This window comes from Flavobacterium sp. ZB4P23, assembly GCF_003970375.1.
Taxonomy (GTDB): Bacteria; Bacteroidota; Bacteroidia; order Flavobacteriales; family Flavobacteriaceae; genus Flavobacterium.
In genome coordinates this window covers 220,186-240,705 of the sequence record NZ_RYDK01000003.1, presented here as the reverse complement: position 1 = coordinate 240,705, position 20,520 = coordinate 220,186, and the positions used below count along the sequence as shown (strand labels likewise).

Genomic DNA, 20,520 nt, shown 5'->3' with positions numbered 1-20,520 from the left:
TTAATTGAAAAATTACATTGTTACAGCTTCTCCACCAGCAGCTTCAATAGCAGCTTTTGCAGTAGCAGTAAATTTGTGAGCGGTTACTTTTAATTTTGCTGTCAATTCACCTCTACCTAAAATCTTAACGATTTCATTTTTAGTAGCTAAACGATTAGCAACATAAACTGTCATATCAACAGTATCTTTAATAACACCATTATCAACTAATAGTTGAAGTGTATCAAGATTTACACCTTCGTAATCTTTACGATTGATGTTTGTAAAACCAAACTTAGGCACACGTCTTTGAAGCGGCATTTGTCCCCCTTCAAAACCAATCTTTTTAGAATAACCAGAACGAGATTTGGCTCCTTTGTGACCTCTTGCAGAAGTACCACCTTTTCCAGAACCTTCTCCTCTACCTAATCTTTTATTTTGATTGTGTGTAGCACCTTCAGCAGGTTGTAAGTTACTTAAATTCATAACAGTATTTGTTATTTAGCTTCTTCAACAGAAACTAAGTGTTTAACTTTATTTATCATCCCAAGGATTGTAGGGTTTGAATCATGCTCTACAACTTGTCCCATTTTACGTAGACCTAAAGCTTCCAAACCTCTCTTTTGAGTAAGAGGACAGTTGATTTTGCTTCTAACTTGTTTTACTAATAATTTAGCCATAATTTCCTTGAATTAACCTTTAAAAACTTTTTCTAAAGAAACGCCTCTTTGTTTTGCAACAGTATAAGCACTTCTCATTTGTAATAAAGCATCAAAAGTTGCTTTTACCACGTTGTGAGGATTTGAAGATCCTTGAGATTTAGATAATACATCATGAATTCCTACTGATTCAAGAACTGAACGAACAGCTCCACCAGCAATAACTCCTGTACCATGAGAGGCAGGAATTAAGAATACACGTGCACCACCAAATTTACCTTTTTGTTCGTGAGGAACTGACTGACCATTCAAAGGAATTTTTACTAAATTTTTCTTAGCATCTTCTACTGCTTTCGCAATTGCTTCAGAAACATCTTTAGATTTTCCTAATCCGTGTCCAACCACTCCGTTTTCATCACCTACAACTACAATAGCAGAAAAACCAAAAGCTCTACCACCCTTTGTAACCTTAGTAACACGATTTACACTTACCAAACGATCTTTTAATTCAAGACCACTTGGTTTTACTAACTCTACATTCTTGTATTTACTATTAGACATACTATATTAGAATTTAAGTCCAGCCGCTCTTGCGCCTTCCGCTAATGATTTAATACGTCCGTGATATAAATAACCTCCTCTATCGAAAGTTACTACGTCTATCCCAGCTTTTAAAGCTTTTTCAGCAACTAGTTTTCCAACTGCTGTAGCAACTTCAATGTTCGTACCGTTACCTATTTCTTTTTCTCTTGAAGAAGCCGCCAATATAGTAACTCCGTTTACGTCATCAATAAGTTGCGCGTAAATTTCTTTGTTACTTCTAAATACAGATAGTCTTGGATTAGTAGCAGTACCACTAATTGTTTTTCTAATTCTGAATCTAATTCGTTGTCTTCTTTCAGGTTTTGTTAATGACATAATCTTATTTTTTAAGCTGATTTACCTGCTTTTCTTCTTAATACTTCCCCTACAAACTTAACACCTTTTCCTTTATACGGCTCAGGCTTACGGAAACCTCTGATTTTCGCAGCTACTTGCCCTAAAAGTTGTTTGTCAAATGATGTTAATTTCACGATAGGGTTTTTACCTTTTTCAGATATTGTTTCTAAAGTCACTTCTGGAGCAATTTCTAAAACAATATTGTGAGAATAACCAAGTGCTAAATCTAATTTTTGTCCTTGATTTGAAGCTCTGTAACCAACTCCTACCAATTCTAATGACTTAGTAAAACCATCTGTTACACCGATAATCATGTTATTGATCAAAGATCTATACAAACCGTGTTTTGCTCTTTGGTCTTTGTGATCAGAAGATCTTTCTACTTGAACTAGATCCCCTTCAACTGTAACAGTAACGTCCGAAAACTCCTGAGTTAGTTGACCATTTTTTCCTTTTACTGTAATAATACCATTTGCAACTTCAACAGTTACACCAGCAGGGATTACAACCGGACTTTTACCTATTCTTGACATCTTATTATAGTCTTTAAATTAGTATACGTAACAAATTACTTCACCACCTACATTCAATTGCTTCGCTTTTTTTCCTGTCATCAACCCTTTAGAAGTAGATACAATAGCGATGCCTAATCCATTAAGGATTCTAGGAATGGTAGAAGAACTTGAATATTTACGTAAACCTGGTTTACTAATTCTTTGGATATCTTTAATTACGGACTCTTTAGTATCTTTATCATACTTCAAAGCAATTTTGATTGAACCCTGAACAGCGTTGTCTTCAAATTTGTAACTCAAGATATAACCTTGATCAAATAAGATCTTAGTTATTTCTTTTTTTAGATTAGATGCAGGAATCTCAACGACTTTGTGGTTTGCAGCCACAGCGTTTCTAACTCTCGTCAAATAATCTGCAATAGGATCTGTATACATGTGTATTGATTTGCGGCAACGGTTTTCGACAAAGTATTTGTCGAACCTGAAACCAATTTATAAATTTCTATAATCACAAATTTCAAATTACGAATTACTTTTTAAAAGGTAATTCATAATTTGAAATTCATAATTGAATTTTACCAAGATGCTTTTTTAACACCTGGTATCAATCCGTTATTTGCCATTTCACGAAATGTAACACGTGAAAGACCGAATTGACGCATATACCCTCTTGGTCTACCTGTTAATTTACAACGATTGTGCAAACGAACTGGTGAAGCATTTTTTGGCAACTTTTGCAAACCTACGAAATCTCCAGCTTCTAACAAAGCTTTTCTTTTCTCAGCATACTTAGCAACTGTTTTTTCTCTCTTAACCTCGCGGGCTTTCATTGATTCTTTAGCCATGTCTTAATTCTTTTTAAAAGGTAAACCTAGTTCAGCCAATAATGATTTTGCTTCCTTGTCTGTTTTTGCAGTAGTTACAAAAGAAATATCCATACCTGAAATTTTGTTAACTTTATCAATATCAATTTCCGGGAAAATGATTTGCTCCAAAACTCCAAGGTTATAATTTCCTCTTCCATCAAAACCAGTAGCTTTAATACCACTGAAATCCCTTACACGTGGTAAAGCTGAAGTAATAAGTCTATCTAAAAACTCATACATTCTTTCTCCACGCAAAGTAACTTTTGCTCCAATAGGCATCCCTTTTCTCAATTTGAATGACGCAACGTCTTTCTTTGAAATAGTAGATATTGCTTTCTGTCCAGTAATCTTTGTCAACTCATCAACCGCGTAGTCGATTAGTTTTTTATCAGATACAGCTGCACCAACTCCTTTACTTAAAACGATTTTTTCCAATTTTGGAACTTGCATTACGTTTACGTATCCGAATTCCTCTTTAAGAGCAGCAATTACTCTGCTCTTATATTCTTCTTTTAGTCTAGGTATATACTCCATTACTATAGTACTTGATTAGATTTTTTTGAAAATCTTACTTTCTTATCTCCTTCTACTCTAATACCAACTCTTGTTGTTTCCTTAGTTTTAGGATCAATTAAAGAAATATTAGATATTTGTATAGAAGCTTCCTTCTTTACGATACCACCTTGAGGGCTTTTTGCACTTGGTTTCGTATGTTTCGATACCATGTTAACACCTTCAACAATCGCTTTGTTTTTCTCACGGTAAACACGTAATACTTTACCTTCAGCACCTTTATGGTCTCCAGCAATTACTCTTACTATATCACCTGATTTTATTTTTAGCTTTATCATCTTAAAACGAATTAAAGCACTTCTGGTGCTAATGATACAATTTTCATGAATTGTTTTTCACGAAGTTCTCTTGCTACCGGACCAAAAACACGAGTTCCTCTCATTTCACCAGCAGCATTCAATAACACACATGCGTTGTCATCAAACCTAATGTATGAACCATCGGCTCTTCTTACTTCTTTTTTGGTACGTACAACAACTGCAGTCGAAACAGCTCCTTTTTTAACGCTTCCGTTGGGAGCAGTATCTTTGATAGAAACTACAATCTTGTCACCAACAGAGGCATACCTTCTTTTGGTACCTCCTAAAACACGGATAGTTAAAACTTCCTTTGCTCCAGTATTATCTGCTACTTTTAGTCTTGATTCTTGTTGTACCATAATTATTTAGCTCTTTCTAAGATTTCAACTAACCTCCAACATTTGGTTTTACTTAAAGGACGCGTTTCGCTAATCCTTACCGTATCTCCAATGTTACAGTCGTTCATTTCGTCGTGTGCGTGATACTTTTTAGTTTTCAACACGAACTTACCGTATAATGGGTGTTTTACTTTACGCACTTCTGCAACAACAATAGATTTATCCATTTTGTCCGAAGTTACAACACCAACTCTTTCTTTTCTTAAATTTCTTTTTTCTTCCATCTTTCAGCAGACTACAGTTATTGTCTTTTAGTAAGTTCAGTAGCTAATCTTGCAACTGTTCTTCTTACACTTCTAATTTGAAGTGGGTTCTCAATTGGTGAAATAGCGTGAGCCATTTTTAGATCAGCGTATGTTTTCTTAGTTTGGCTAAGCTTTTCTTGCAACTCTGCTGCAGAAAGATCTTTTATTTCTGATTGTTTCATAATATAATATAGATTATGCTTCGAAATCTCTAGCAACGACGAATTTAGTTTTTACTGGAAGCTTTTGAGCTGCAAGACGTAACGCCTCTTTAGCAACTGACAAAGGAACTCCTCCAACTTCAAACATAATCCTTCCGGGTTTAACAACGGCAGCCCAATACTCAACTGCTCCTTTACCTTTACCCATACGTACCTCAAGAGGCTTCTTAGTAATTGGTTTGTCTGGAAATATTTTGATCCATAACTGCCCTTCTCTTTTCATAAAACGAGTTGCAGCGATACGTGCAGCTTCTATTTGACGAGAAGTTAAGAACATTCCATCTTCATGTACAGATTTAATACCAAACATTCCATTAGAAAGTTCATGTCCTCTTTGAGAATTCCCTTTCATTTTACCTTTTTGTACCTTACGGTATTTTGTTCTTTTAGGCTGTAACATTTTTCTTTAATTTAAAAATTTACTTTCGTTTACGAGCGTCTGGTTTACCACCTTTATTAAAAGGCTTTCTGTCTCCTCTAGGAGAATCGCCACCTTTACCACCAGCACCAGATTGTTTTTTGTCCATTCCGGCAAGTGGAGAAAGATCTCTCTTTCCATAAACTTCACCTTTCATGATCCACACTTTGATCCCCATTCTACCATAAGTAGTATGAGCTTCTGCCAAAGCATAATCAATATCAGCTCTGAAAGTTGATAGAGGAATTCTACCTTCTTTGAAACCTTCTGAACGAGCCATCTCAGCACCATTCAAACGACCAGAAATCAAAACTTTGATACCTTCTGCGTTCATACGCATAGAGGCGGCAATTGCCATTTTGATTGCACGTCTGTAAGAAATTCTGCTTTCGATTTGACGACAGATGCTGGTAGCAACTAGATACGCGTCAAGCTCAGGTCTTTTGATTTCAAAGATGTTGATTTGAACCTCTTTGTCAGTAACTTTCTTAAGTTCTTCTTTCAACTTGTCTACCTCTTGTCCACCTTTCCCGATAATAATACCCGGTCTGGCTGTAGTGATAGTAACGGTTACAAGTTTCAAAGTTCTCTCGATGATTACTTTTGATACACTAGCTTTTGATAAACGAGCATGGATGTACTTTCTGATTTTATAATCTTCGGCAAGTTTATCACCGTAATCATTTCCACCATACCAGTTTGAGTCCCATCCTCTGATGATACCAAGTCTATTTCCAATTGGATTTGTCTTTTGTCCCATCTTTATTAAATTGCTTGTGTGTTATTAATAGATCCAAGCACGATTGTAACGTGATTAGAACGTTTTCTTATTCTGTGTGCACGACCTTGTGGAGCTGGACGAAGTCTTTTCAACATCATTCCACCATCTACTGTAATCGTTTTTACAAATAAACCTGCTTCTTCCATATTAGCGTCAGGGTTTTTTGCTTGCCAGTTGGCAATTACAGACAAAACCAATTTTTCTAATTTTCTTGAAGCTTCTTTAGAACTAAATCTTAAGATGTTCAATGCTCTTTCTACCTTCTGACCTCTTACCAAGTCCGCTACTAAGCGCATTTTTCTAGGTGAAGTGGGGCAGTTATTCAATTTTGCGAAAGCAATAGACTTATTAGCCTCTTTTCTCGCATCTGCTGTTTCTCTTTTACGAACTCCCATTGCTTCTTATTTTTTACCTTTATTTTTTGCTCCAGCATGACCTCTAAAAGATCTAGTTGGTGAAAATTCTCCTAATTTGTGACCTACCATGTTTTCTGTTACGTAAACTGGTACAAATTGACGACCGTTATGAACTGCGATAGTTTGCCCAACAAAGTCTGGAGTAATCATAGAAGCTCTAGACCATGTCTTAACAACTCCTTTGTTTCCACCTGCAATGTTTTCTTGAACTTTCTTGTCTAACTTATAATGAACGAAAGGTCCTTTTTTTAATGAACGTGCCATATCTTATTATTTCTTTCTACGTTCTACGATATACTTGTTACTCGGGTTTTTCTTAGAACGAGTTCTATAACCTTTTGCTGGTATTCCATTTCTTGAACGTGGATGTCCACCAGAAGAACGACCTTCACCACCACCCATTGGGTGATCGACAGGATTCATCGCTACAGGTCTTGTTCTAGGTCTTCTACCTAACCATCTTGTTCTACCAGCTTTTCCTGATACAACTAATTGATGGTCTGAATTAGAAACCGCTCCAATTGTAGCCGAACAAGTCAACAAGATCAATCTTGTTTCACCAGAAGGCATTTTGATTGTTGCGTATTTTCCATCTCTTGCCATTAATTGAGCAAATGTTCCAGCAGAACGAGCTATTACAGCTCCTTGACCTGGTCTCAATTCGATACAAGAAATAACAGTTCCTAATGGAATTCTACTTAAAGGTAAAGTATTACCAATTTCAGGTTGAGATTCTGGACCAGAAACTAATTTCTGACCAACTTTCAATCCGTTTTGAGCAATAACATACGTTTTCTCTCCATCAGCATACGCTAACAAAGCGATAAATGCAGTACGATTCGGATCATACTCAATTGATTTTACCGTAGCAGGAATTCCTTCTTTAGTACGTTTAAAATCAATGATACGATATCTCTGCTTGTGACCACCACCCGTATAACGCATGGTCATCTTTCCTTGACTATTTCTACCACCAGAGTTTTTTATCGGCGCTATCAAAGAGCGTTCCGGCTTATCAGTTGTAATGGCGTCATAACCATTCACAACTCTAAATCGCTGACCTGGGGTAATAGGTTTTAATTTTCTTACTGACATTTTTCTATCTTAGATATTGTTGTAAAAATCAATTGTTTCTCCTTTTTGTACTTGAACAATTGCTTTTTTAGTTGCATTCGTCTTTCCACTTATTAAACCACTTTTAGTGTATTTAGTAGTTCTATCTGGCCTTACATTCATCGTATTGACACTTAAAACAGTTACTCCATAAGCAGCCTCAACAGCTTTCTTAATTTGCACTTTGTTTGCTTTTTTATCAACAACGAATCCGAAGCGGTTTAAAACTTCACTTTCTTTGGTTACTTTTTCCGTTACTATAGGCTTAATTATGATGCTCATATCCTATTATTTACTTAAATTTTCTTCAATTATCTCCAAAGAACTCTCTAAAAGCACTAAATTATTAGCATTTAATATAGCATAAGTACTTAGCTCTAAGCTACTTACTACGCTAGAGCCTTTTAAATTGCGTGATGACAAATATACATTTTTATTTACATCACCCAACACAAACAGGGATTTTTTATTTTCTAACTCTAAAGCTTTCAAAACGTTGATGAAATTTTTAGTGTTTGGTGTTTCAAAATTAAAGTCTTCAAGAACGATAATATTCGATTCTTTAGCTTTAATAGAGAAAGCAGATTTTCTAGCCAAACGTTTCAAGCTTTTATTCAATTTAAATGAATAGCTTCTTGGTCTTGGTCCAAAAACTGTTCCACCACCTTTAAACAATGGATTCTTTGCACTACCCGCACGAGCAGTACCAGTTCCTTTTTGTTTTTTAATCTTACGCGTACTTCCCGCTACTTCAGCTCTTTCTTTAGCTTTGTGCGTTCCCTGTCTTTGATTAGCAAGATATTGCTTAACATCAAGGTATACTGCGTGATTGTTTGGTTCTATACCAAATACTGAATCAGAAAGTTGCACTTTTCTTCCAGTATCTTTTCCGTTGAAATCTAATACTTTTGCTTCCATTACTTCTGAATGATTACATAAGAGTTGTTACATCCAGGAATACATCCTTTAATAACAAGTAGGTTCTTTTCAGCCACTACTTTTAAAACTCTAAGGTTTTGAACTTTTACATTGTCTCCTCCCATACGTCCAGCCATACGCATTCCTTTGAATACTCTGGATGGATAAGAAGACGCTCCTACAGAACCCGGCGCTCTTAAACGGTTGTGTTGACCGTGAGTTGCTTGACCAACACCACCAAAACCGTGACGTTTAACAACCCCTTGAAAACCTTTACCTTTAGATACACCTTGCACATCTACAAATTCTCCTTCAGCAAAAATAGAAACATCAATAAGATCCCCTAATTTTTGTTCTGTTGCGAAATCTTGGAATTCAACGACTTTTTTCTTAGCTACAGTTCCCGCTTTTGCAAAGTGACCTAAAGCCGCTTTTGTGGAATGTTTCTCGTTTTTGTCATCGAAACCAAGTTGCAACGCTTCATACCCGTCAACACCTTTGGTTCTGACTTGGGTAACAACACATGGTCCAGCTTCGATTACTGTACAAGGAATATTCTTCCCGTTTTCGTCGAAAATGCTAGTCATGCCGATTTTTCTACCAATTAACCCAGACATAATTATTAATTATTAATTATTAAATATAAATATAGAACGCAGCTTTTAACCAAATCCTATTTTTTAAGTGGGTGCAAATGTATAACTTATTTACACACAAACCAAAAAAATAATTTTCGATTAAAAACAGCGTCCTTTTCTTACTAGTAAGCTACTTAAACTTTGATCTCTACTTCAACACCGCTAGGCAATTCCAGTTTCATCAAGGCATCAATAGTTTTTGATGAAGAGGAATAAATATCAATCAATCTCTTGTATGACATTACTTCAAATTGCTCTCTTGCTTTTTTGTTAACGTGTGGAGAACGTAATACTGTGAAAAGTTTTTTGTGAGTTGGTAATGGTATTGGACCTGTAACAACTGCTCCTGTACTTTTAACTGTTTTTACAATCTTTTCAGCAGACTTGTCTACTAACATGTGATCGTAAGATTTTAGTTTTATTCTGATTTTTTGACTCATTTTCTTAAAGATTAAGCGTTTCCTTTTGCTTTTTTGATAACTGCTTCCGAAATATTCGAAGGAGTTTCAGCGTAATGTGAAAATTCCATTGTTGATGTTGCACGACCTGAAGATAAAGTTCTTAAAGTAGTAACATAACCAAACATTTCTGATAATGGCACATCGGCTTTAATGGTTTTAGCACCCGCTCTATCACCCATATCATTTACCTGACCTCTACGACGGTTGATATCACCTACGATATCTCCCATGTTTTCTTCAGGTGTAATCACTTCCATTTTCATGATTGGCTCTAATATAACAGCACCAGCTGCTTTAGCTACCTCTCTATACCCCATTCTTGCTGCAAGCTCAAAAGAAAGTGCATCAGAATCCACAGGGTGGAAAGACCCATCCAATAAAGTTACTTTCAAACTATCTACTTGATATCCTGCTAAAGGACCAGTTTTCATAGCTTCTCTAAAACCTTTTTCTACAGATGGTATATATTCTTTAGGAACGTTACCACCTTTGACAGCATTAACGAACTGCAATCCAACAGGAGCTTTACCATCAACTTCATCAGCTGGCTCTAATCTAAATACGATATCACCGAATTTACCACGACCACCAGATTGTTTCTTGTACGTTTCTCTGTGTTGAGCAGACTTTGTAAATGCTTCTTTGTATTCAACTTGAGGCTCACCTTGGTTTACTTCAACTTTGAATTCACGTCTCATTCTATCAACTAAGATGTCCAAGTGAAGCTCACCCATACCTGAGATAATAGTTTGCCCAGAAGCTTCATCTGTTCTAACCGTAAATGTAGGATCCTCTTCAGCTAATTTAGCCAAAGCCATACCCATTTTATCTACGTCAGCCTTAGTTTTAGGTTCAATTGCAATACCAATAACCGGTGCTGGAAATTTCATAGACTCAAGAATAATTGGGTGTTTTTCATCACACAACGTATCTCCAGTTTTGATATCTTTAAATCCAACTGCCGCTCCAATATCACCCGCTTCGATATAATCGATTGGGTTTTGTTTGTTTGCATGCATTTGGTAAATACGAGAAATTCTTTCTTTATTTCCTGAACGTGTGTTCAAAACGTAAGAACCCGCATCTAAACGTCCTGAGTAAGCACGGAAGAAAGCTAAACGACCTACGAATGGGTCAGTAGCAATTTTGAAAGCTAAAGCAGCAAATGGCTCTTTAACATCGGGCTTACGCAATATTTTAGTTTGATCTTCTTCTAACAATTCAGCATCATCAGGATGAATTCCTTCAATACCATCTTTATCCATTGGAGATGGCAAATATTTACATACTGCATCTAACATGAATTGAACTCCTTTATTTTTAAAAGAAGAACCAGCAATCATAGGAATGATAGCCATATCCATTACAGCAGCTCTCAATGCAATATTGATTTCTTCCTCTGTAATAGAGTTTTCATCTTCCATGAATTTTTCAAGCAAAGTCTCATCATAATCAGCTACTGCCTCAATAAGAATCGATCTGTACTCCTTCACTTCTTCAAGCATATCCTCTGGAATAGGCACAATATCATACGTTGCTCCTAAACCTTCTTCATGCCATACTATAGCTTGATTTTTAACTAAATCCACAACACCTCTGAAATCATTTTCTTCACCAATAGGCAAAGTGATTGCAACTGCGTTTGATTTCAACATATCTCTTACTTGTTGACAAACCATCAAAAAGTTAGATCCTTGTCTATCCATTTTATTAACGAATCCAATACGTGGCACCCTGTATTGATCTGCCAATCTCCAGTTCGTTTCTGATTGTGGCTCAACACCATCAACAGCACTAAATAAGAAAACCAAACCATCAAGAACACGCAAAGAACGGTTTACTTCAACTGTAAAGTCAACGTGTCCCGGTGTATCGATAATATTGAAGTGATAAGGAGCTGTTTCAGATAAAACTTTACCTTGTTCAGTTGGAAAATTCCATTCACAAGTTGTAGCTGCAGAAGTAATTGTAATACCTCTTTCTTGCTCTTGTGCCATCCAGTCCATTGTTGCAGCACCATCGTGTACTTCACCAATTTTGTGTGATTTTCCAGTGTAGAATAATATACGCTCTGTTGTTGTTGTTTTACCAGCATCAATGTGAGCAGCAATTCCTATGTTTCTTGTATATTTTAGATCTCTAGCCATTTCTTAAGAATTAAAATCTAAAGTGAGAGAATGCTTTATTAGCTTCTGCCATTTTGTGAGTATCCATTCTTTTCTTAACAGCAGCTCCTTCTTCTTTAGCCGCAGCTAAACATTCTGAAGCTAACCTCTGAGCCATCGATTTTTCGTTTCTTCTTCTAGAATAAAGAATTAACCATTTCATCGCCATAGAAATTTTTCTGTCTGGACGAATTTGCATCGGAATTTGGAATGTAGCTCCACCTACTCTACGACTACGTACTTCTACGTGAGGCATAACATTGGTTAAGGCATCTTTCCAAATTTCTAATGATGGTTTCTCCGCATCTTGTTTTTTAGACTCAATGATGTCAATTGCATCATAAAATACTTTAAACGCTGTCGATTTTTTTCCATCCCACATTAAGTTGTTCACAAAACGTGTTACCAGTTGGTCATTAAACCTAGGATCTGGTAAAAGTGGTCTCTTCTTTGCCGCTCTTTTTCTCATGTCTTTTTTTTAATAAAACGTCATACTAATATAGTCGCGACGAATCGCGGCTTTACAAGAATAACTTTTTAAATTACTTTTTTGCTTCTTTTGGGCGTTTTGCTCCGTACTTAGATCTTCTTTGCGTTCTTCCTGCTACTCCTGACGTATCAAGGGCACCACGAACGATGTGATATCTAACTCCTGGCAAATCTTTTACCCTTCCACCCCTAACTAATACTATCGAGTGCTCTTGTAGATTGTGTCCTTCACCAGGGATGTAGGCATTTACTTCATTACCATTTGTCAAACGTACACGCGCTACTTTACGCATTGCAGAGTTTGGTTTTTTTGGTGTTGTAGTGTAAACACGCGTACAAACCCCTCTTCTTTGAGGACAAGAATCTAAAGCAACCGATTTACTCTTCTTAGTTATCTGAGTTCTTCCTGTTCTTACTAATTGTTGAATTGTTGGCATAATTAATACTAAAAATTTCTTATTATATTAAATTCCCGCTTTTTACGGGGTTGCAAATGTAGAAAATATTTTTTATTCTACAAACGTTAATCCACTAATTTTCAATAAGATTATTTTATCATTCGATTTTAATCGCAAAAAGCAGATATTTACATTCTATTTAATAAAACAAAATTCACTTGAAGCACTTCCTTATTTATATTCTCCTTTTTAATTTGGGCTTACACTGCTCTGCTCAAAGCTTTCGGGTACTCATTACAGGAAAATCAATATTGGAAACAAAGACAATCGACTCTTTAAAATATAACCCAAAACACACTAACACAAAATCAATTGAAATTGAATTAAACAGGCTGTCCGAAGATCTTTCAAGAATTGGATACATTGACAACATTACCGGACCACCAATCCAAATAAATGACTCCAGTTATCTTGCTAAAATACATTTAGGAGAAAAAATAAAAGCGATACATATATATATAGGTAGCAACAAAAAACCAAACCTTCCTATACTTTTAAAAGAAGAAGAAGATACTATTATACTACCTTACCCAGAAATAGATTTTTACTTGCGTAAAAAAATACAAGAACTAGAACAAAATGGGTTTGCATTAGCTAAACTAAAGCTGACAAACATCAAAAGAATAAATACCGTTTTGTACGCCAATTTAAAAATAGAAACCGACAAAAAAAGAATCTTAAATGCGATAACCATAAATTACGAAGACACAAATTCAACTACAAAATTCCCATCCGGACATTTTGCTCAACTAAACAGAAAATACAAAACAAGCATTTTTAACCAAAAAGTACTCGATCAGATTTACACTAATTTTGAAAATTTTGGATTCATCAGTCAAATAAAATATCCGGAAATTCTATTTACAAAAGATACCACAAAAGTATACGTATATCTTCAAAAAAGAAAATCAAACACATTTGACGGTTTCATTGGATTTTCTAACAATGAAAATCAAAAAATCACATTAAATGGGTATTTAGATGTACAACTCCAAAATATTTTAGGCACCGGCGAACAACTTTCAGTCTATTGGAAAAGCGATGGTAATAACCAAAAAACATTTAAAGCGAGTGTTGAATTGCCCTATTTGCTAAAAACTCCAATAGGCCTAAAAGCACAAATTCAGCTATTCCGACAAGACACGACCTTTCAAAACACTAAAACCGCAATAGACCTGAGCTACTTCATCAATTACAACACTCGGTTTTATTTAGGATACCAAAAAACAGAATCCAGCGCTATCCAAAATTTAAACAATAATCCAATTAGCGATTTCAATAATTCGTTCCTAACGTCAAGTTTTAATTATATCAAATTAAACGCAGCCAATTCTATTTTTTCAATAAAATCAAGTCTCACACTACAATCCGGAATAGGAAGCAGAGTTCTTTATACCCTATCCGAAAATACAACAAAAAGCAACCAGTTTTTTATAAACATTCAAGGTGTACACAACTTTAACCTGAATAAAAAAAATTCCATCTATGTAAATAGTCTAAATTATTATCTACAAAGCAATAATTATGTCACAAACGAATTATATCGTTTTGGGGGATTCAACAGCGTAAGAGGTTTTGCTGAAAATAGCCTGCAAGCCTACCTCATGACTTCACTACTCACGGAGTATCGCTATATTGTATCTCCCAATCTTTACGTTCATTCAATTTTAGATTACAGTATTTACAAAGATAAATCCGCAATAGACCAACAAGACAAAAAAGAAAACTTAATAGGCATTGGAATGGGATTGGGATTACTAACAAAAAATGGATTATTCAAATTAGCACTTGCCAGTGGGAGCTCCACAAATCAACCAATAGAAATCAACAATACAATTGTACACATCAGCTATAATGTCACTTTTTAAAACATTAGAAACAGATTACACGACTTTTGTTCTATTAAAAAAAGTCAAGATTAAAAAAATAATAATCAAAAAACATTGCGAACAGCATCTTAAATTAATTTCTAATTTACTTCAAAACTTAAATAAAAGAATTAGAAAACATTTTTTGACATGGCAAACAGTTTTCGTCTCTATTTCTTTGCATCCAGTAAGGCACAATATCCAGCCCATACTTTTTTTAACAGAACATTTACACTACAGACAAACATAGCAGTAAAAAAAAATCTAGATATCCGCAAACAATTATCTTCCTATTTAAACAATATTATGTTTTCATGAGATATCTCCTGATTTTTGTTTAAAAAAAACAAAAATATTGACTAATTAATAGTAATTATTGAAAATATTAAATTATTGTTAAATTTTAACGATAAATAATTAGGAATATTAACAAATTATTAAGAGATTTGCTAAACTAATTCAAAATATTTATAAAATGAAACTAAAGTTCAATGGATTCTTTGTACTACTTGTAGTACTTATGGCGCAGCTTACTTTTGCGCAAGAAAGATCTGTTTCAGGTGTTGTTTCTGATAATGCAGGATTGCCAATACCAGGCGTGAGTGTATTAGTGAAAGGAACAAATACTGGAACACAAACTGATTTTGATGGGAAATTTTCTATCAGAGCAACACCAAGCCAAGTCTTGGTATTTAGCTACATTGGGATGAAAACCAAAGAAGTAGCAGCTAGTTCTACAAACCTAAAGGTTAAATTAGCTAGTGAAGCCATGGAGCTTGAAGGTGTTGTTGTAACAGCTTTGGGGATTAAAAGAGAGAAAAAATCTCTAGGTTATGCTACTCAAGAAGTTAAAGGTGACGCTGTAGCCCTAGTAAAAAGTTCAAACTTTGTAAACTCGCTATCTGGTAAAGTTGCAGGTTTAGAAATTAAAACTTCAGGAAACTTAGGTGGGTCCACACAAGTAGTTATCAGAGGAAATAACTCAATACAAGGAAATAATCAAGCATTATTTGTAGTTGATGGTGTTCCAATAGATAACAGCAACTCAAACACAAGGGATCAACAAGCTGGTAGAGGTGGATATGACTACGGTAATGCTGCATCCGATATCAACCCTGATGATATTGAATCTATTAATGTTTTAAAAGGAGCTGCTGCAACTGCACTTTATGGTTCTCGTGCCTCTAATGGTGTTGTAATGATCACTACTAAAAAAGGGAAGAGTCAAAACGGTATTGGAATCACTATTAGTTCGAGTTTAACTTTAGGGAGAGCAGACAAAGAAACTTTGCCTAGATATCAAAATAAATACGGAGCTGGATATGGTCCTTATTATGACTCCGCTGATGGATATTTTGGATTGGCTGACGTTAACGGAGACGGTGTTGATGATTTAACAACTCCTTTTACTGAAGATGCTTCTTATGGAGCAGCATTTAACCCATCGTTATTAATTTACCAATGGAATTCTATTTATCCTCAATTAACTGAAACTTTCGGAAAAGCGACTCCTTGGGTTGCTGGTAAAGCAACTCCAAATTCTGTATGGGGTACTGGAAGTACTGCTGTAAACTCTGTTTCATTAGATGGCGGGGATGATAAAAGTTCTTTTAGATTAGGTTTTACCAACTTATTACAAGAAGGCAACTTACCAAACAGTGGTATTAAAAGAAATACAATCTCTTTCTCAGGAACTCATAATTTAACTGAAAAATTAAAAGCTTCTGCAAGTTTTAATTTTATCAAAACTGATGGAAAAGGGAGAAATGGTACAGGTTATTCTTCTACAAACGTAATGCAACAGTTTAGACAATGGAATCAAATGAACGTTGATTTCGACGAACAAAAAGCTGCTTATTTACTTACAAGAGAGAACATCACTTGGAATCCAAACTCTTCTACTAATTTAAAACCCATTTATTCAGATAATCCATATTGGACATTCTATGAAAATTATCAAACAGATACAAGATCAAGATACTTTGGTAATATAGCATTAGATGATAAATTAACTAATTGGTTGAGCATAATGGGTAGATTCTCTTTTGACACCTACAGTGAATTACAAGAGGAAAGAACAAATGTTGGAAGTGCAGACGTATCTAAATATTCAAGAAACAATAATAATGTATCAGAATACAACTACGATTTAATGTTAAACTTCAATAAAGATTTAACTGAAAAATTAAATTTAGAAGGCAACATAGGTTATAATGTTAGAAACAACATTAGAAACAGTATTTTTGCAACTACTAACGGAGGTTTAAACAAATCGCGTCTTTATTCACTTTCAAACAGTGTTAGTCCAATTCTTGCACCGCAAGAATATGAAGCAAGTAGTATGGTTGACGGTGCTTACATAAGAGCTAGTTTAGGTTATGATAATTTTGCTTACTTAGAAGGAAGTTACAGAAGTGACCGTTCATCAAATTTACCAAAACAAGATAACAGATACGGCTATTACTCCGTTTCTGGAAGTTTAGTTTTCTCTAAATATATTAATGTAGACTGGTTATCCTTTGGTAAATTAAGAGCTAATTACGCTGAAGTAGGTAACGACACGACACCATACAGTGTGTTCAACACATTCGATATTGGAACTCCATTTAACGGAACTGGTATTGCTTCAAATCCTGGTGCTCAAAATAATTTGGACCTTTTACCAGAGAGACAAAAAAGTTATGAATTTGGTTTAGAAATGACTTTCTTTAAAAGACGTCTTGGATTTGATGTGTCTTATTACAATGACTTAAATATCAATCAAATTACAAGTATTCCATTATCAACTGCTACAGGATATAATTCAGCAGTTTTAAATGCTGGAACAATCGAAAACAAAGGACTTGAGGTCCAGATTAATGGAACACCACTAAAAACAAATGATTTCAGATGGGATTTAAATTTGAACTGGTCTCAAAATAAGAGTTTAGTTGTTGAATTATTGAACGGTATTGAAAATTTACAATTAGCTTCATTACAAGGTGGCGTTTCTATTAATGCTACCCCTGGACAACCTTACGGAACCATCAGAGGTAGTGATTTTATTTATGCTGATAATGGCCAACCAATCGTTAACCAGACAGGAAGCGGATCTAGAATTGGTACGTATCAAAGAACAGGTGCAAATAACATAGTTATTGGAGATATCAATGCTGATTGGAAAGCAGGCCTTAACAACAGTTTCACATACAAAAATTTCAATTTAAGCTTCTTAATTGACATGCAAAAAGGTGGAGATGTTTTCTCCCTTGACACATGGTATGGTTATGCGACAGGAATGTATGATTTCTCAGCTGCCAATAATGAATTAGGCAACCCTGTTAGAGATCCAATTGTTGGAACACCAGGAAACTATGGAGCTAATAGTGGTGGATTTATTTTACCAGGTGCGGCTCCTGATGGAACACCAAATGCAGTTAGAGCTAATGGAAGTGTATATACAACAGCTTGGGGCTACGCTAGAGCCCCTAATAAACTTCATGTTTATGATGCGGGTTACGTGAAGTTACGTGAGGCAAGTTTAAGTTATAACTTTAGTACTAAAACATTAAAAAATTCTCCTTTCACTAATATTGTTGTATCGTTAATTGGAAGAAATCTATGGATTATTGATAAAAATACTCCATATTCAGATCCTGAAGCTGGTCTAAGTTCTGGAAATGTTCAAGGATACCAATCGGGAGCTTATCCATCAATAAGAGAAGTCGGAGCAAGTCTTAAACTACAGTTTTAAAAAATTAAATTATGAAAAAAATAATATTAACAACATTAACTATTATTACTTTAATGGTATCATGTCAATCTGACGACCAATATGAAGATAAAAATAGAGATCCAAAGAACCCTACTCAGGTTAGTTCAGATTTTTTATTCAATGCTGCGACCAAGAGTTTGTTCGATCAGATGACCAGCACCAATGTAAATACAAATATCTTTAGGATGTTAGGTCAACATTGGACTGAAACAACGTATGTAGATGAAGCCAATTATGATTTCAATACTCGTAATATCCCACAAAACCACTGGTCTGAAATGTACCGAGATGTTTTATTGGATTTAGCAACTGCAAAAACAAATAATGATGCAGATACTGCAATATCAGAGGCTACCAGAAAAACAAGAAATGCTCAAATTGAGATTTTGGCAATTTATACTTGGGCGCAAATGGTTGAAACTTTTGGAAACATTCCATATACTCAAGCGTTGAATGCAGGTAAATACGTATTACCCAAATATGATGACGCAGCGACAATTTACAGCGATTTGCTTACTCGTTTAACTGCTACAATTCCAAACTTATCTAACACCGGTTTTGGAGCAGCAGATAATATTTACGGAGGAAATACAGCTAAATGGAAAAAATTCGGTAATTCATTGTTATTAAGAATGGGAGTAAGAGTTGCGGATGTTTCGGCAATGACTGCTCAATCAACTGCTGCAATTAAATCGGCTGTTAGTGGTGGAGTATTCACATCAAACGCCGATAATGCTGCTTTAGCTTATTCCAGTGCTACTCCCAATACTAATCCAGTTTGGGTTGATTTAGTACAATCAGGAAGATCGGATTTTGTTATTGCTAATACATTAGTGGATAAAATGAATGATCTTAATGACCCTAGAAGACCTTTTTACTTCGATCAAAATAAAGGGGCAGGTGTTTACGAAGGCGGACCTTATGGTGATAATAATGCTTTTTCATCTTACACTCATGTAAGCGCAAGAGTAATAGACCCAACTAATCCAGCATCGTTAATAGATTATTCAGAAGTTTGCTTTTACTTAGCGGACGCAGCGGAGCGCTCTATATCAGGAACACCTGCTACAGCTGCTGATTTTTACAATAAAGGTATTACTGCATCATTTGACTATTGGGGAGCTCCAAATGCAGCTAATTATTTATTAAGTACTAAAGTAAATTATGCCACAGCACAAGGAACTTGGAGAGTAAAAATTGGCACCCAACTTTGGTTAGCTATGTATAACAGAGGTTACGAAGCATGGACTGCTTGGAGAAGTTATGATTTCCCTGGCTTTAACTTACCAGCAGTATCTGAAGATCCAGTTCCAACGAGATACACCTACCCTATTAATGAACAAAATTTAAATAACGCCAACTATACTGCTGCATCTGCCGCAATTGGAGGTGATAAACAAACAACAAAACTTTTCTGGGATAAATTCTAGTTATCACTTAATTCAATTATTAAAACCACCCCATTTTTTGGGGTGGTTTTTTTTTATATCTTTTGCATGATAGAAAAAGAACATAAAATATTTGAGATTAGAGCGATAATTGAAGCTATATAAGCGGGTGCAACAGTAGACAACGTTTATATTCAAAAGGAAGCAAGAAGCAAACTAATGTAAAACTTAATGAAAGTGATGAAGCGCAGAAACATCAACTTTTCGTGTGTTCAAGTTGAAAAACTAAACAGATTGACTCCTAACAATCATCAAGGTGCGGTGGCAACTATCCCGACAATTTCCTTTTTTGAATTAGAATCTTTGATTGAATCCGTAATAGAGAATGGAAAGAAACCTTTGTTATTAATTTTGGTAAATATCGGATGCCCATAATTTTGGTGCTATCAAAAGAACGGCCGAATGTACAGGAGTAAATGGAATCATCGTTCAAAAAGCAGGTTCAGCACCAATAAACGATGATAAGGTAAAACATCTGCAGGCGCCGTTTTTAATATTCTTATTTGTACCGTAGGACGCATCAAAGACACTATTTTTTTGTTGCAGGCTACTGGTATAAAGAACGTTGTGGCCATTGAGAAAACAGATCAATATATATGACATTTTACTTAATGAACCCGTAGCGATTATTATAGGATCTGAAGATCGTGGTGTAAATCCTTCGTTTCTTGAAATTGTTGATAAAAAAGCAAAACTTCCAATGGTTTGGAACCATTAGATCATTAAACATTTCGGTAGCCTGTGGTGCTTTCTTATGTGAAGCGACAAGACAACGATCTTAGAATTTTTATTGTAACAACCTCTTCTAAAGAAGAGTTATGACTTCGGTAAATTCATTTTTTTTACTTGTAAAAAGTCCAGACCTTTATTAATAAATTAAAAAAACACAACAATTAATT

At 35.1% G+C, this 20,520-nt stretch carries 27 protein-coding genes and 1 pseudogene; 4 read left to right on the top strand and 24 right to left on the bottom strand.

Annotated elements, in window-relative coordinates; genetic code table 11:
- Positions 1-12 precede the first annotated feature (12 nt).
- The 24 genes from rplO to rpsL form a co-directional block, all read right to left on the bottom strand.
- Complete coding sequence (gene rplO / locus EKL99_RS06660) at positions 13-465, bottom strand: 50S ribosomal protein L15 (RefSeq protein WP_126451843.1); 453 nt, start codon at positions 463-465, stop codon at positions 13-15.
- Positions 466-476: 11 nt separating this feature from the next.
- On the bottom strand, positions 477-659 hold the full coding sequence (gene rpmD, locus EKL99_RS06655; protein ID WP_027310825.1) for a 50S ribosomal protein L30: 183 nt from the start codon (positions 657-659) through the stop codon (positions 477-479).
- Between the two features lie 12 nt (positions 660-671).
- The gene (rpsE, locus tag EKL99_RS06650; RefSeq protein WP_035668102.1) at positions 672-1,199 is read right to left on the bottom strand and encodes a 30S ribosomal protein S5; all 528 of its coding nucleotides are present in this window, start codon (positions 1,197-1,199) and stop codon (positions 672-674) included.
- Between the two features lie 6 nt (positions 1,200-1,205).
- Complete coding sequence (gene rplR, locus EKL99_RS06645; protein WP_113636694.1) at positions 1,206-1,556, bottom strand: 50S ribosomal protein L18; 351 nt, start codon at positions 1,554-1,556, stop codon at positions 1,206-1,208.
- Positions 1,557-1,567: 11 nt separating this feature from the next.
- A complete protein-coding gene (gene rplF, locus EKL99_RS06640) occupies positions 1,568-2,110 on the bottom strand; it encodes a 50S ribosomal protein L6 (RefSeq protein WP_126451841.1) in 543 nt (180 codons plus the stop codon).
- Between the two features lie 18 nt (positions 2,111-2,128).
- Entirely contained in the window at positions 2,129-2,527 is a 399-nt protein-coding gene (gene rpsH, locus EKL99_RS06635; protein WP_066081018.1) for a 30S ribosomal protein S8, read from the bottom strand.
- A 140-nt stretch (positions 2,528-2,667) separates the two neighbouring features.
- The gene (rpsN, locus tag EKL99_RS06630) at positions 2,668-2,937 is read right to left on the bottom strand and encodes a 30S ribosomal protein S14 (RefSeq protein WP_007136553.1); all 270 of its coding nucleotides are present in this window, start codon (positions 2,935-2,937) and stop codon (positions 2,668-2,670) included.
- A 3-nt stretch (positions 2,938-2,940) separates the two neighbouring features.
- Positions 2,941-3,492: a 50S ribosomal protein L5 gene (gene rplE / locus EKL99_RS06625; RefSeq protein ID WP_126451840.1), complete on the bottom strand. Its 552-nt coding sequence runs from the start codon at positions 3,490-3,492 to the stop codon at positions 2,941-2,943.
- A 2-nt stretch (positions 3,493-3,494) separates the two neighbouring features.
- Complete coding sequence (gene rplX / locus EKL99_RS06620) at positions 3,495-3,809, bottom strand: 50S ribosomal protein L24 (RefSeq protein WP_035668111.1); 315 nt, start codon at positions 3,807-3,809, stop codon at positions 3,495-3,497.
- An 11-nt stretch (positions 3,810-3,820) separates the two neighbouring features.
- Positions 3,821-4,189, bottom strand: a complete 369-nt coding sequence (gene rplN, locus EKL99_RS06615) for a 50S ribosomal protein L14 (RefSeq protein ID WP_026717863.1) — start codon at positions 4,187-4,189, stop codon at positions 3,821-3,823.
- 2 nt (positions 4,190-4,191) lie between these two features.
- Positions 4,192-4,452: a 30S ribosomal protein S17 gene (rpsQ, locus tag EKL99_RS06610; RefSeq protein WP_066081027.1), complete on the bottom strand. Its 261-nt coding sequence runs from the start codon at positions 4,450-4,452 to the stop codon at positions 4,192-4,194.
- Positions 4,453-4,469: 17 nt separating this feature from the next.
- Positions 4,470-4,655 (bottom strand): 50S ribosomal protein L29, encoded by a 186-nt coding sequence (rpmC, locus tag EKL99_RS06605; protein WP_091203666.1) that lies wholly within the window; start codon positions 4,653-4,655, stop codon positions 4,470-4,472.
- A gap of 13 nt (positions 4,656-4,668) precedes the next feature.
- Positions 4,669-5,094: a 50S ribosomal protein L16 gene (rplP, locus tag EKL99_RS06600; RefSeq protein ID WP_007803637.1), complete on the bottom strand. Its 426-nt coding sequence runs from the start codon at positions 5,092-5,094 to the stop codon at positions 4,669-4,671.
- A 19-nt stretch (positions 5,095-5,113) separates the two neighbouring features.
- Positions 5,114-5,872 (bottom strand): 30S ribosomal protein S3, encoded by a 759-nt coding sequence (gene rpsC / locus EKL99_RS06595; protein ID WP_126451838.1) that lies wholly within the window; start codon positions 5,870-5,872, stop codon positions 5,114-5,116.
- Between the two features lie 5 nt (positions 5,873-5,877).
- A complete protein-coding gene (rplV, locus tag EKL99_RS06590; protein ID WP_007136561.1) occupies positions 5,878-6,288 on the bottom strand; it encodes a 50S ribosomal protein L22 in 411 nt (136 codons plus the stop codon).
- 6 nt (positions 6,289-6,294) lie between these two features.
- The gene (gene rpsS / locus EKL99_RS06585) at positions 6,295-6,573 is read right to left on the bottom strand and encodes a 30S ribosomal protein S19 (RefSeq protein ID WP_007136562.1); all 279 of its coding nucleotides are present in this window, start codon (positions 6,571-6,573) and stop codon (positions 6,295-6,297) included.
- Between the two features lie 6 nt (positions 6,574-6,579).
- Positions 6,580-7,404 carry a 50S ribosomal protein L2 gene (rplB, locus tag EKL99_RS06580; RefSeq protein WP_059114053.1) on the bottom strand — a complete coding sequence of 275 codons (825 nt, stop codon included), beginning with the start codon at positions 7,402-7,404 and terminating at the stop codon, positions 6,580-6,582.
- A gap of 9 nt (positions 7,405-7,413) precedes the next feature.
- Positions 7,414-7,704 carry a 50S ribosomal protein L23 gene (rplW, locus tag EKL99_RS06575; protein ID WP_126451837.1) on the bottom strand — a complete coding sequence of 97 codons (291 nt, stop codon included), beginning with the start codon at positions 7,702-7,704 and terminating at the stop codon, positions 7,414-7,416.
- A gap of 6 nt (positions 7,705-7,710) precedes the next feature.
- Positions 7,711-8,340: a 50S ribosomal protein L4 gene (gene rplD / locus EKL99_RS06570; RefSeq protein WP_091173690.1), complete on the bottom strand. Its 630-nt coding sequence runs from the start codon at positions 8,338-8,340 to the stop codon at positions 7,711-7,713.
- A complete protein-coding gene (gene rplC / locus EKL99_RS06565; RefSeq protein WP_126451836.1) occupies positions 8,340-8,957 on the bottom strand; it encodes a 50S ribosomal protein L3 in 618 nt (205 codons plus the stop codon). The genes rplD and rplC overlap by 1 nt, the downstream gene beginning before the upstream one ends.
- 155 nt (positions 8,958-9,112) lie before the next feature.
- Positions 9,113-9,418 (bottom strand): 30S ribosomal protein S10, encoded by a 306-nt coding sequence (gene rpsJ, locus EKL99_RS06560; protein ID WP_011963470.1) that lies wholly within the window; start codon positions 9,416-9,418, stop codon positions 9,113-9,115.
- An 11-nt stretch (positions 9,419-9,429) separates the two neighbouring features.
- The gene (gene fusA / locus EKL99_RS06555; protein ID WP_126451835.1) at positions 9,430-11,586 is read right to left on the bottom strand and encodes an elongation factor G; all 2,157 of its coding nucleotides are present in this window, start codon (positions 11,584-11,586) and stop codon (positions 9,430-9,432) included.
- A gap of 10 nt (positions 11,587-11,596) precedes the next feature.
- On the bottom strand, positions 11,597-12,073 hold the full coding sequence (rpsG, locus tag EKL99_RS06550; RefSeq protein WP_035668130.1) for a 30S ribosomal protein S7: 477 nt from the start codon (positions 12,071-12,073) through the stop codon (positions 11,597-11,599).
- A 73-nt stretch (positions 12,074-12,146) separates the two neighbouring features.
- The gene (rpsL, locus tag EKL99_RS06545; protein ID WP_007136570.1) at positions 12,147-12,530 is read right to left on the bottom strand and encodes a 30S ribosomal protein S12; all 384 of its coding nucleotides are present in this window, start codon (positions 12,528-12,530) and stop codon (positions 12,147-12,149) included.
- 272 nt (positions 12,531-12,802) lie between these two features.
- Between rpsL and EKL99_RS06540 the strand changes: the two genes are divergently transcribed.
- The 4 genes and pseudogenes from EKL99_RS06540 to rlmB all read left to right on the top strand — a co-directional run bounded on the left by EKL99_RS06540 (position 12,803) and on the right by rlmB (position 20,403).
- The gene (locus tag EKL99_RS06540) at positions 12,803-14,419 is read left to right on the top strand and encodes a hypothetical protein (RefSeq protein ID WP_231507391.1); all 1,617 of its coding nucleotides are present in this window, start codon (positions 12,803-12,805) and stop codon (positions 14,417-14,419) included.
- A 475-nt stretch (positions 14,420-14,894) separates the two neighbouring features.
- Positions 14,895-18,152 (top strand): SusC/RagA family TonB-linked outer membrane protein, encoded by a 3,258-nt coding sequence (locus tag EKL99_RS06535; RefSeq protein ID WP_126576612.1) that lies wholly within the window; start codon positions 14,895-14,897, stop codon positions 18,150-18,152.
- A gap of 11 nt (positions 18,153-18,163) precedes the next feature.
- Complete coding sequence (locus tag EKL99_RS06530; RefSeq protein ID WP_126458899.1) at positions 18,164-19,603, top strand: SusD/RagB family nutrient-binding outer membrane lipoprotein; 1,440 nt, start codon at positions 18,164-18,166, stop codon at positions 19,601-19,603.
- 69 nt (positions 19,604-19,672) lie between these two features.
- A pseudogene (rlmB, locus tag EKL99_RS06525) lies at positions 19,673-20,403 on the top strand (23S rRNA (guanosine(2251)-2'-O)-methyltransferase RlmB).
- The last annotated feature ends 117 nt before the right edge of the window (positions 20,404-20,520 follow it).

Bases quoted from the DNA above. Each gene is read 5' to 3' on its own strand.
- rplO (WP_126451843.1), bottom strand. From the start codon at position 465: ATGAATTTAAGTAACTTACAACCTGCTGAAGGTGCTACACACAATCAA.
- rpsG (WP_035668130.1), bottom strand. From the start codon at position 12,073: ATGAGAAAAAGAGCGGCAAAGAAGAGACCACTTTTACCAGATCCTAGG.
- rplN (WP_026717863.1), bottom strand. From the start codon at position 4,189: ATGGTACAACAAGAATCAAGACTAAAAGTAGCAGATAATACTGGAGCA.
- fusA (WP_126451835.1), bottom strand. From the start codon at position 11,586: ATGGCTAGAGATCTAAAATATACAAGAAACATAGGAATTGCTGCTCAC.
- rplW (WP_126451837.1), bottom strand. From the start codon at position 7,704: ATGAGCATCATAATTAAGCCTATAGTAACGGAAAAAGTAACCAAAGAA.
- rplC (WP_126451836.1), bottom strand. From the start codon at position 8,957: ATGTCTGGGTTAATTGGTAGAAAAATCGGCATGACTAGCATTTTCGAC.
- rpsN (WP_007136553.1), bottom strand. From the start codon at position 2,937: ATGGCTAAAGAATCAATGAAAGCCCGCGAGGTTAAGAGAGAAAAAACA.
- rplE (WP_126451840.1), bottom strand. From the start codon at position 3,492: ATGGAGTATATACCTAGACTAAAAGAAGAATATAAGAGCAGAGTAATT.
- rplV (WP_007136561.1), bottom strand. From the start codon at position 6,288: ATGGGAGTTCGTAAAAGAGAAACAGCAGATGCGAGAAAAGAGGCTAAT.
- EKL99_RS06530 (WP_126458899.1), top strand. From the start codon at position 18,164: ATGAAAAAAATAATATTAACAACATTAACTATTATTACTTTAATGGTA.
- rpsC (WP_126451838.1), bottom strand. From the start codon at position 5,872: ATGGGACAAAAGACAAATCCAATTGGAAATAGACTTGGTATCATCAGA.
- rpsE (WP_035668102.1), bottom strand. From the start codon at position 1,199: ATGTCTAATAGTAAATACAAGAATGTAGAGTTAGTAAAACCAAGTGGT.
- rpmC (WP_091203666.1), bottom strand. From the start codon at position 4,655: ATGAAACAATCAGAAATAAAAGATCTTTCTGCAGCAGAGTTGCAAGAA.
- rpsQ (WP_066081027.1), bottom strand. From the start codon at position 4,452: ATGGAAGAAAAAAGAAATTTAAGAAAAGAAAGAGTTGGTGTTGTAACT.
- rpsJ (WP_011963470.1), bottom strand. From the start codon at position 9,418: ATGAGTCAAAAAATCAGAATAAAACTAAAATCTTACGATCACATGTTA.
- rplD (WP_091173690.1), bottom strand. From the start codon at position 8,340: ATGGAAGCAAAAGTATTAGATTTCAACGGAAAAGATACTGGAAGAAAA.
- rplX (WP_035668111.1), bottom strand. From the start codon at position 3,809: ATGATAAAGCTAAAAATAAAATCAGGTGATATAGTAAGAGTAATTGCT.
- rpsH (WP_066081018.1), bottom strand. From the start codon at position 2,527: ATGTATACAGATCCTATTGCAGATTATTTGACGAGAGTTAGAAACGCT.
- EKL99_RS06535 (WP_126576612.1), top strand. From the start codon at position 14,895: ATGAAACTAAAGTTCAATGGATTCTTTGTACTACTTGTAGTACTTATG.
- rpsS (WP_007136562.1), bottom strand. From the start codon at position 6,573: ATGGCACGTTCATTAAAAAAAGGACCTTTCGTTCATTATAAGTTAGAC.
- rplB (WP_059114053.1), bottom strand. From the start codon at position 7,404: ATGTCAGTAAGAAAATTAAAACCTATTACCCCAGGTCAGCGATTTAGA.
- rplF (WP_126451841.1), bottom strand. From the start codon at position 2,110: ATGTCAAGAATAGGTAAAAGTCCGGTTGTAATCCCTGCTGGTGTAACT.
- rplR (WP_113636694.1), bottom strand. From the start codon at position 1,556: ATGTCATTAACAAAACCTGAAAGAAGACAACGAATTAGATTCAGAATT.
- rplP (WP_007803637.1), bottom strand. From the start codon at position 5,094: ATGTTACAGCCTAAAAGAACAAAATACCGTAAGGTACAAAAAGGTAAA.
- rpmD (WP_027310825.1), bottom strand. From the start codon at position 659: ATGGCTAAATTATTAGTAAAACAAGTTAGAAGCAAAATCAACTGTCCT.
- rpsL (WP_007136570.1), bottom strand. From the start codon at position 12,530: ATGCCAACAATTCAACAATTAGTAAGAACAGGAAGAACTCAGATAACT.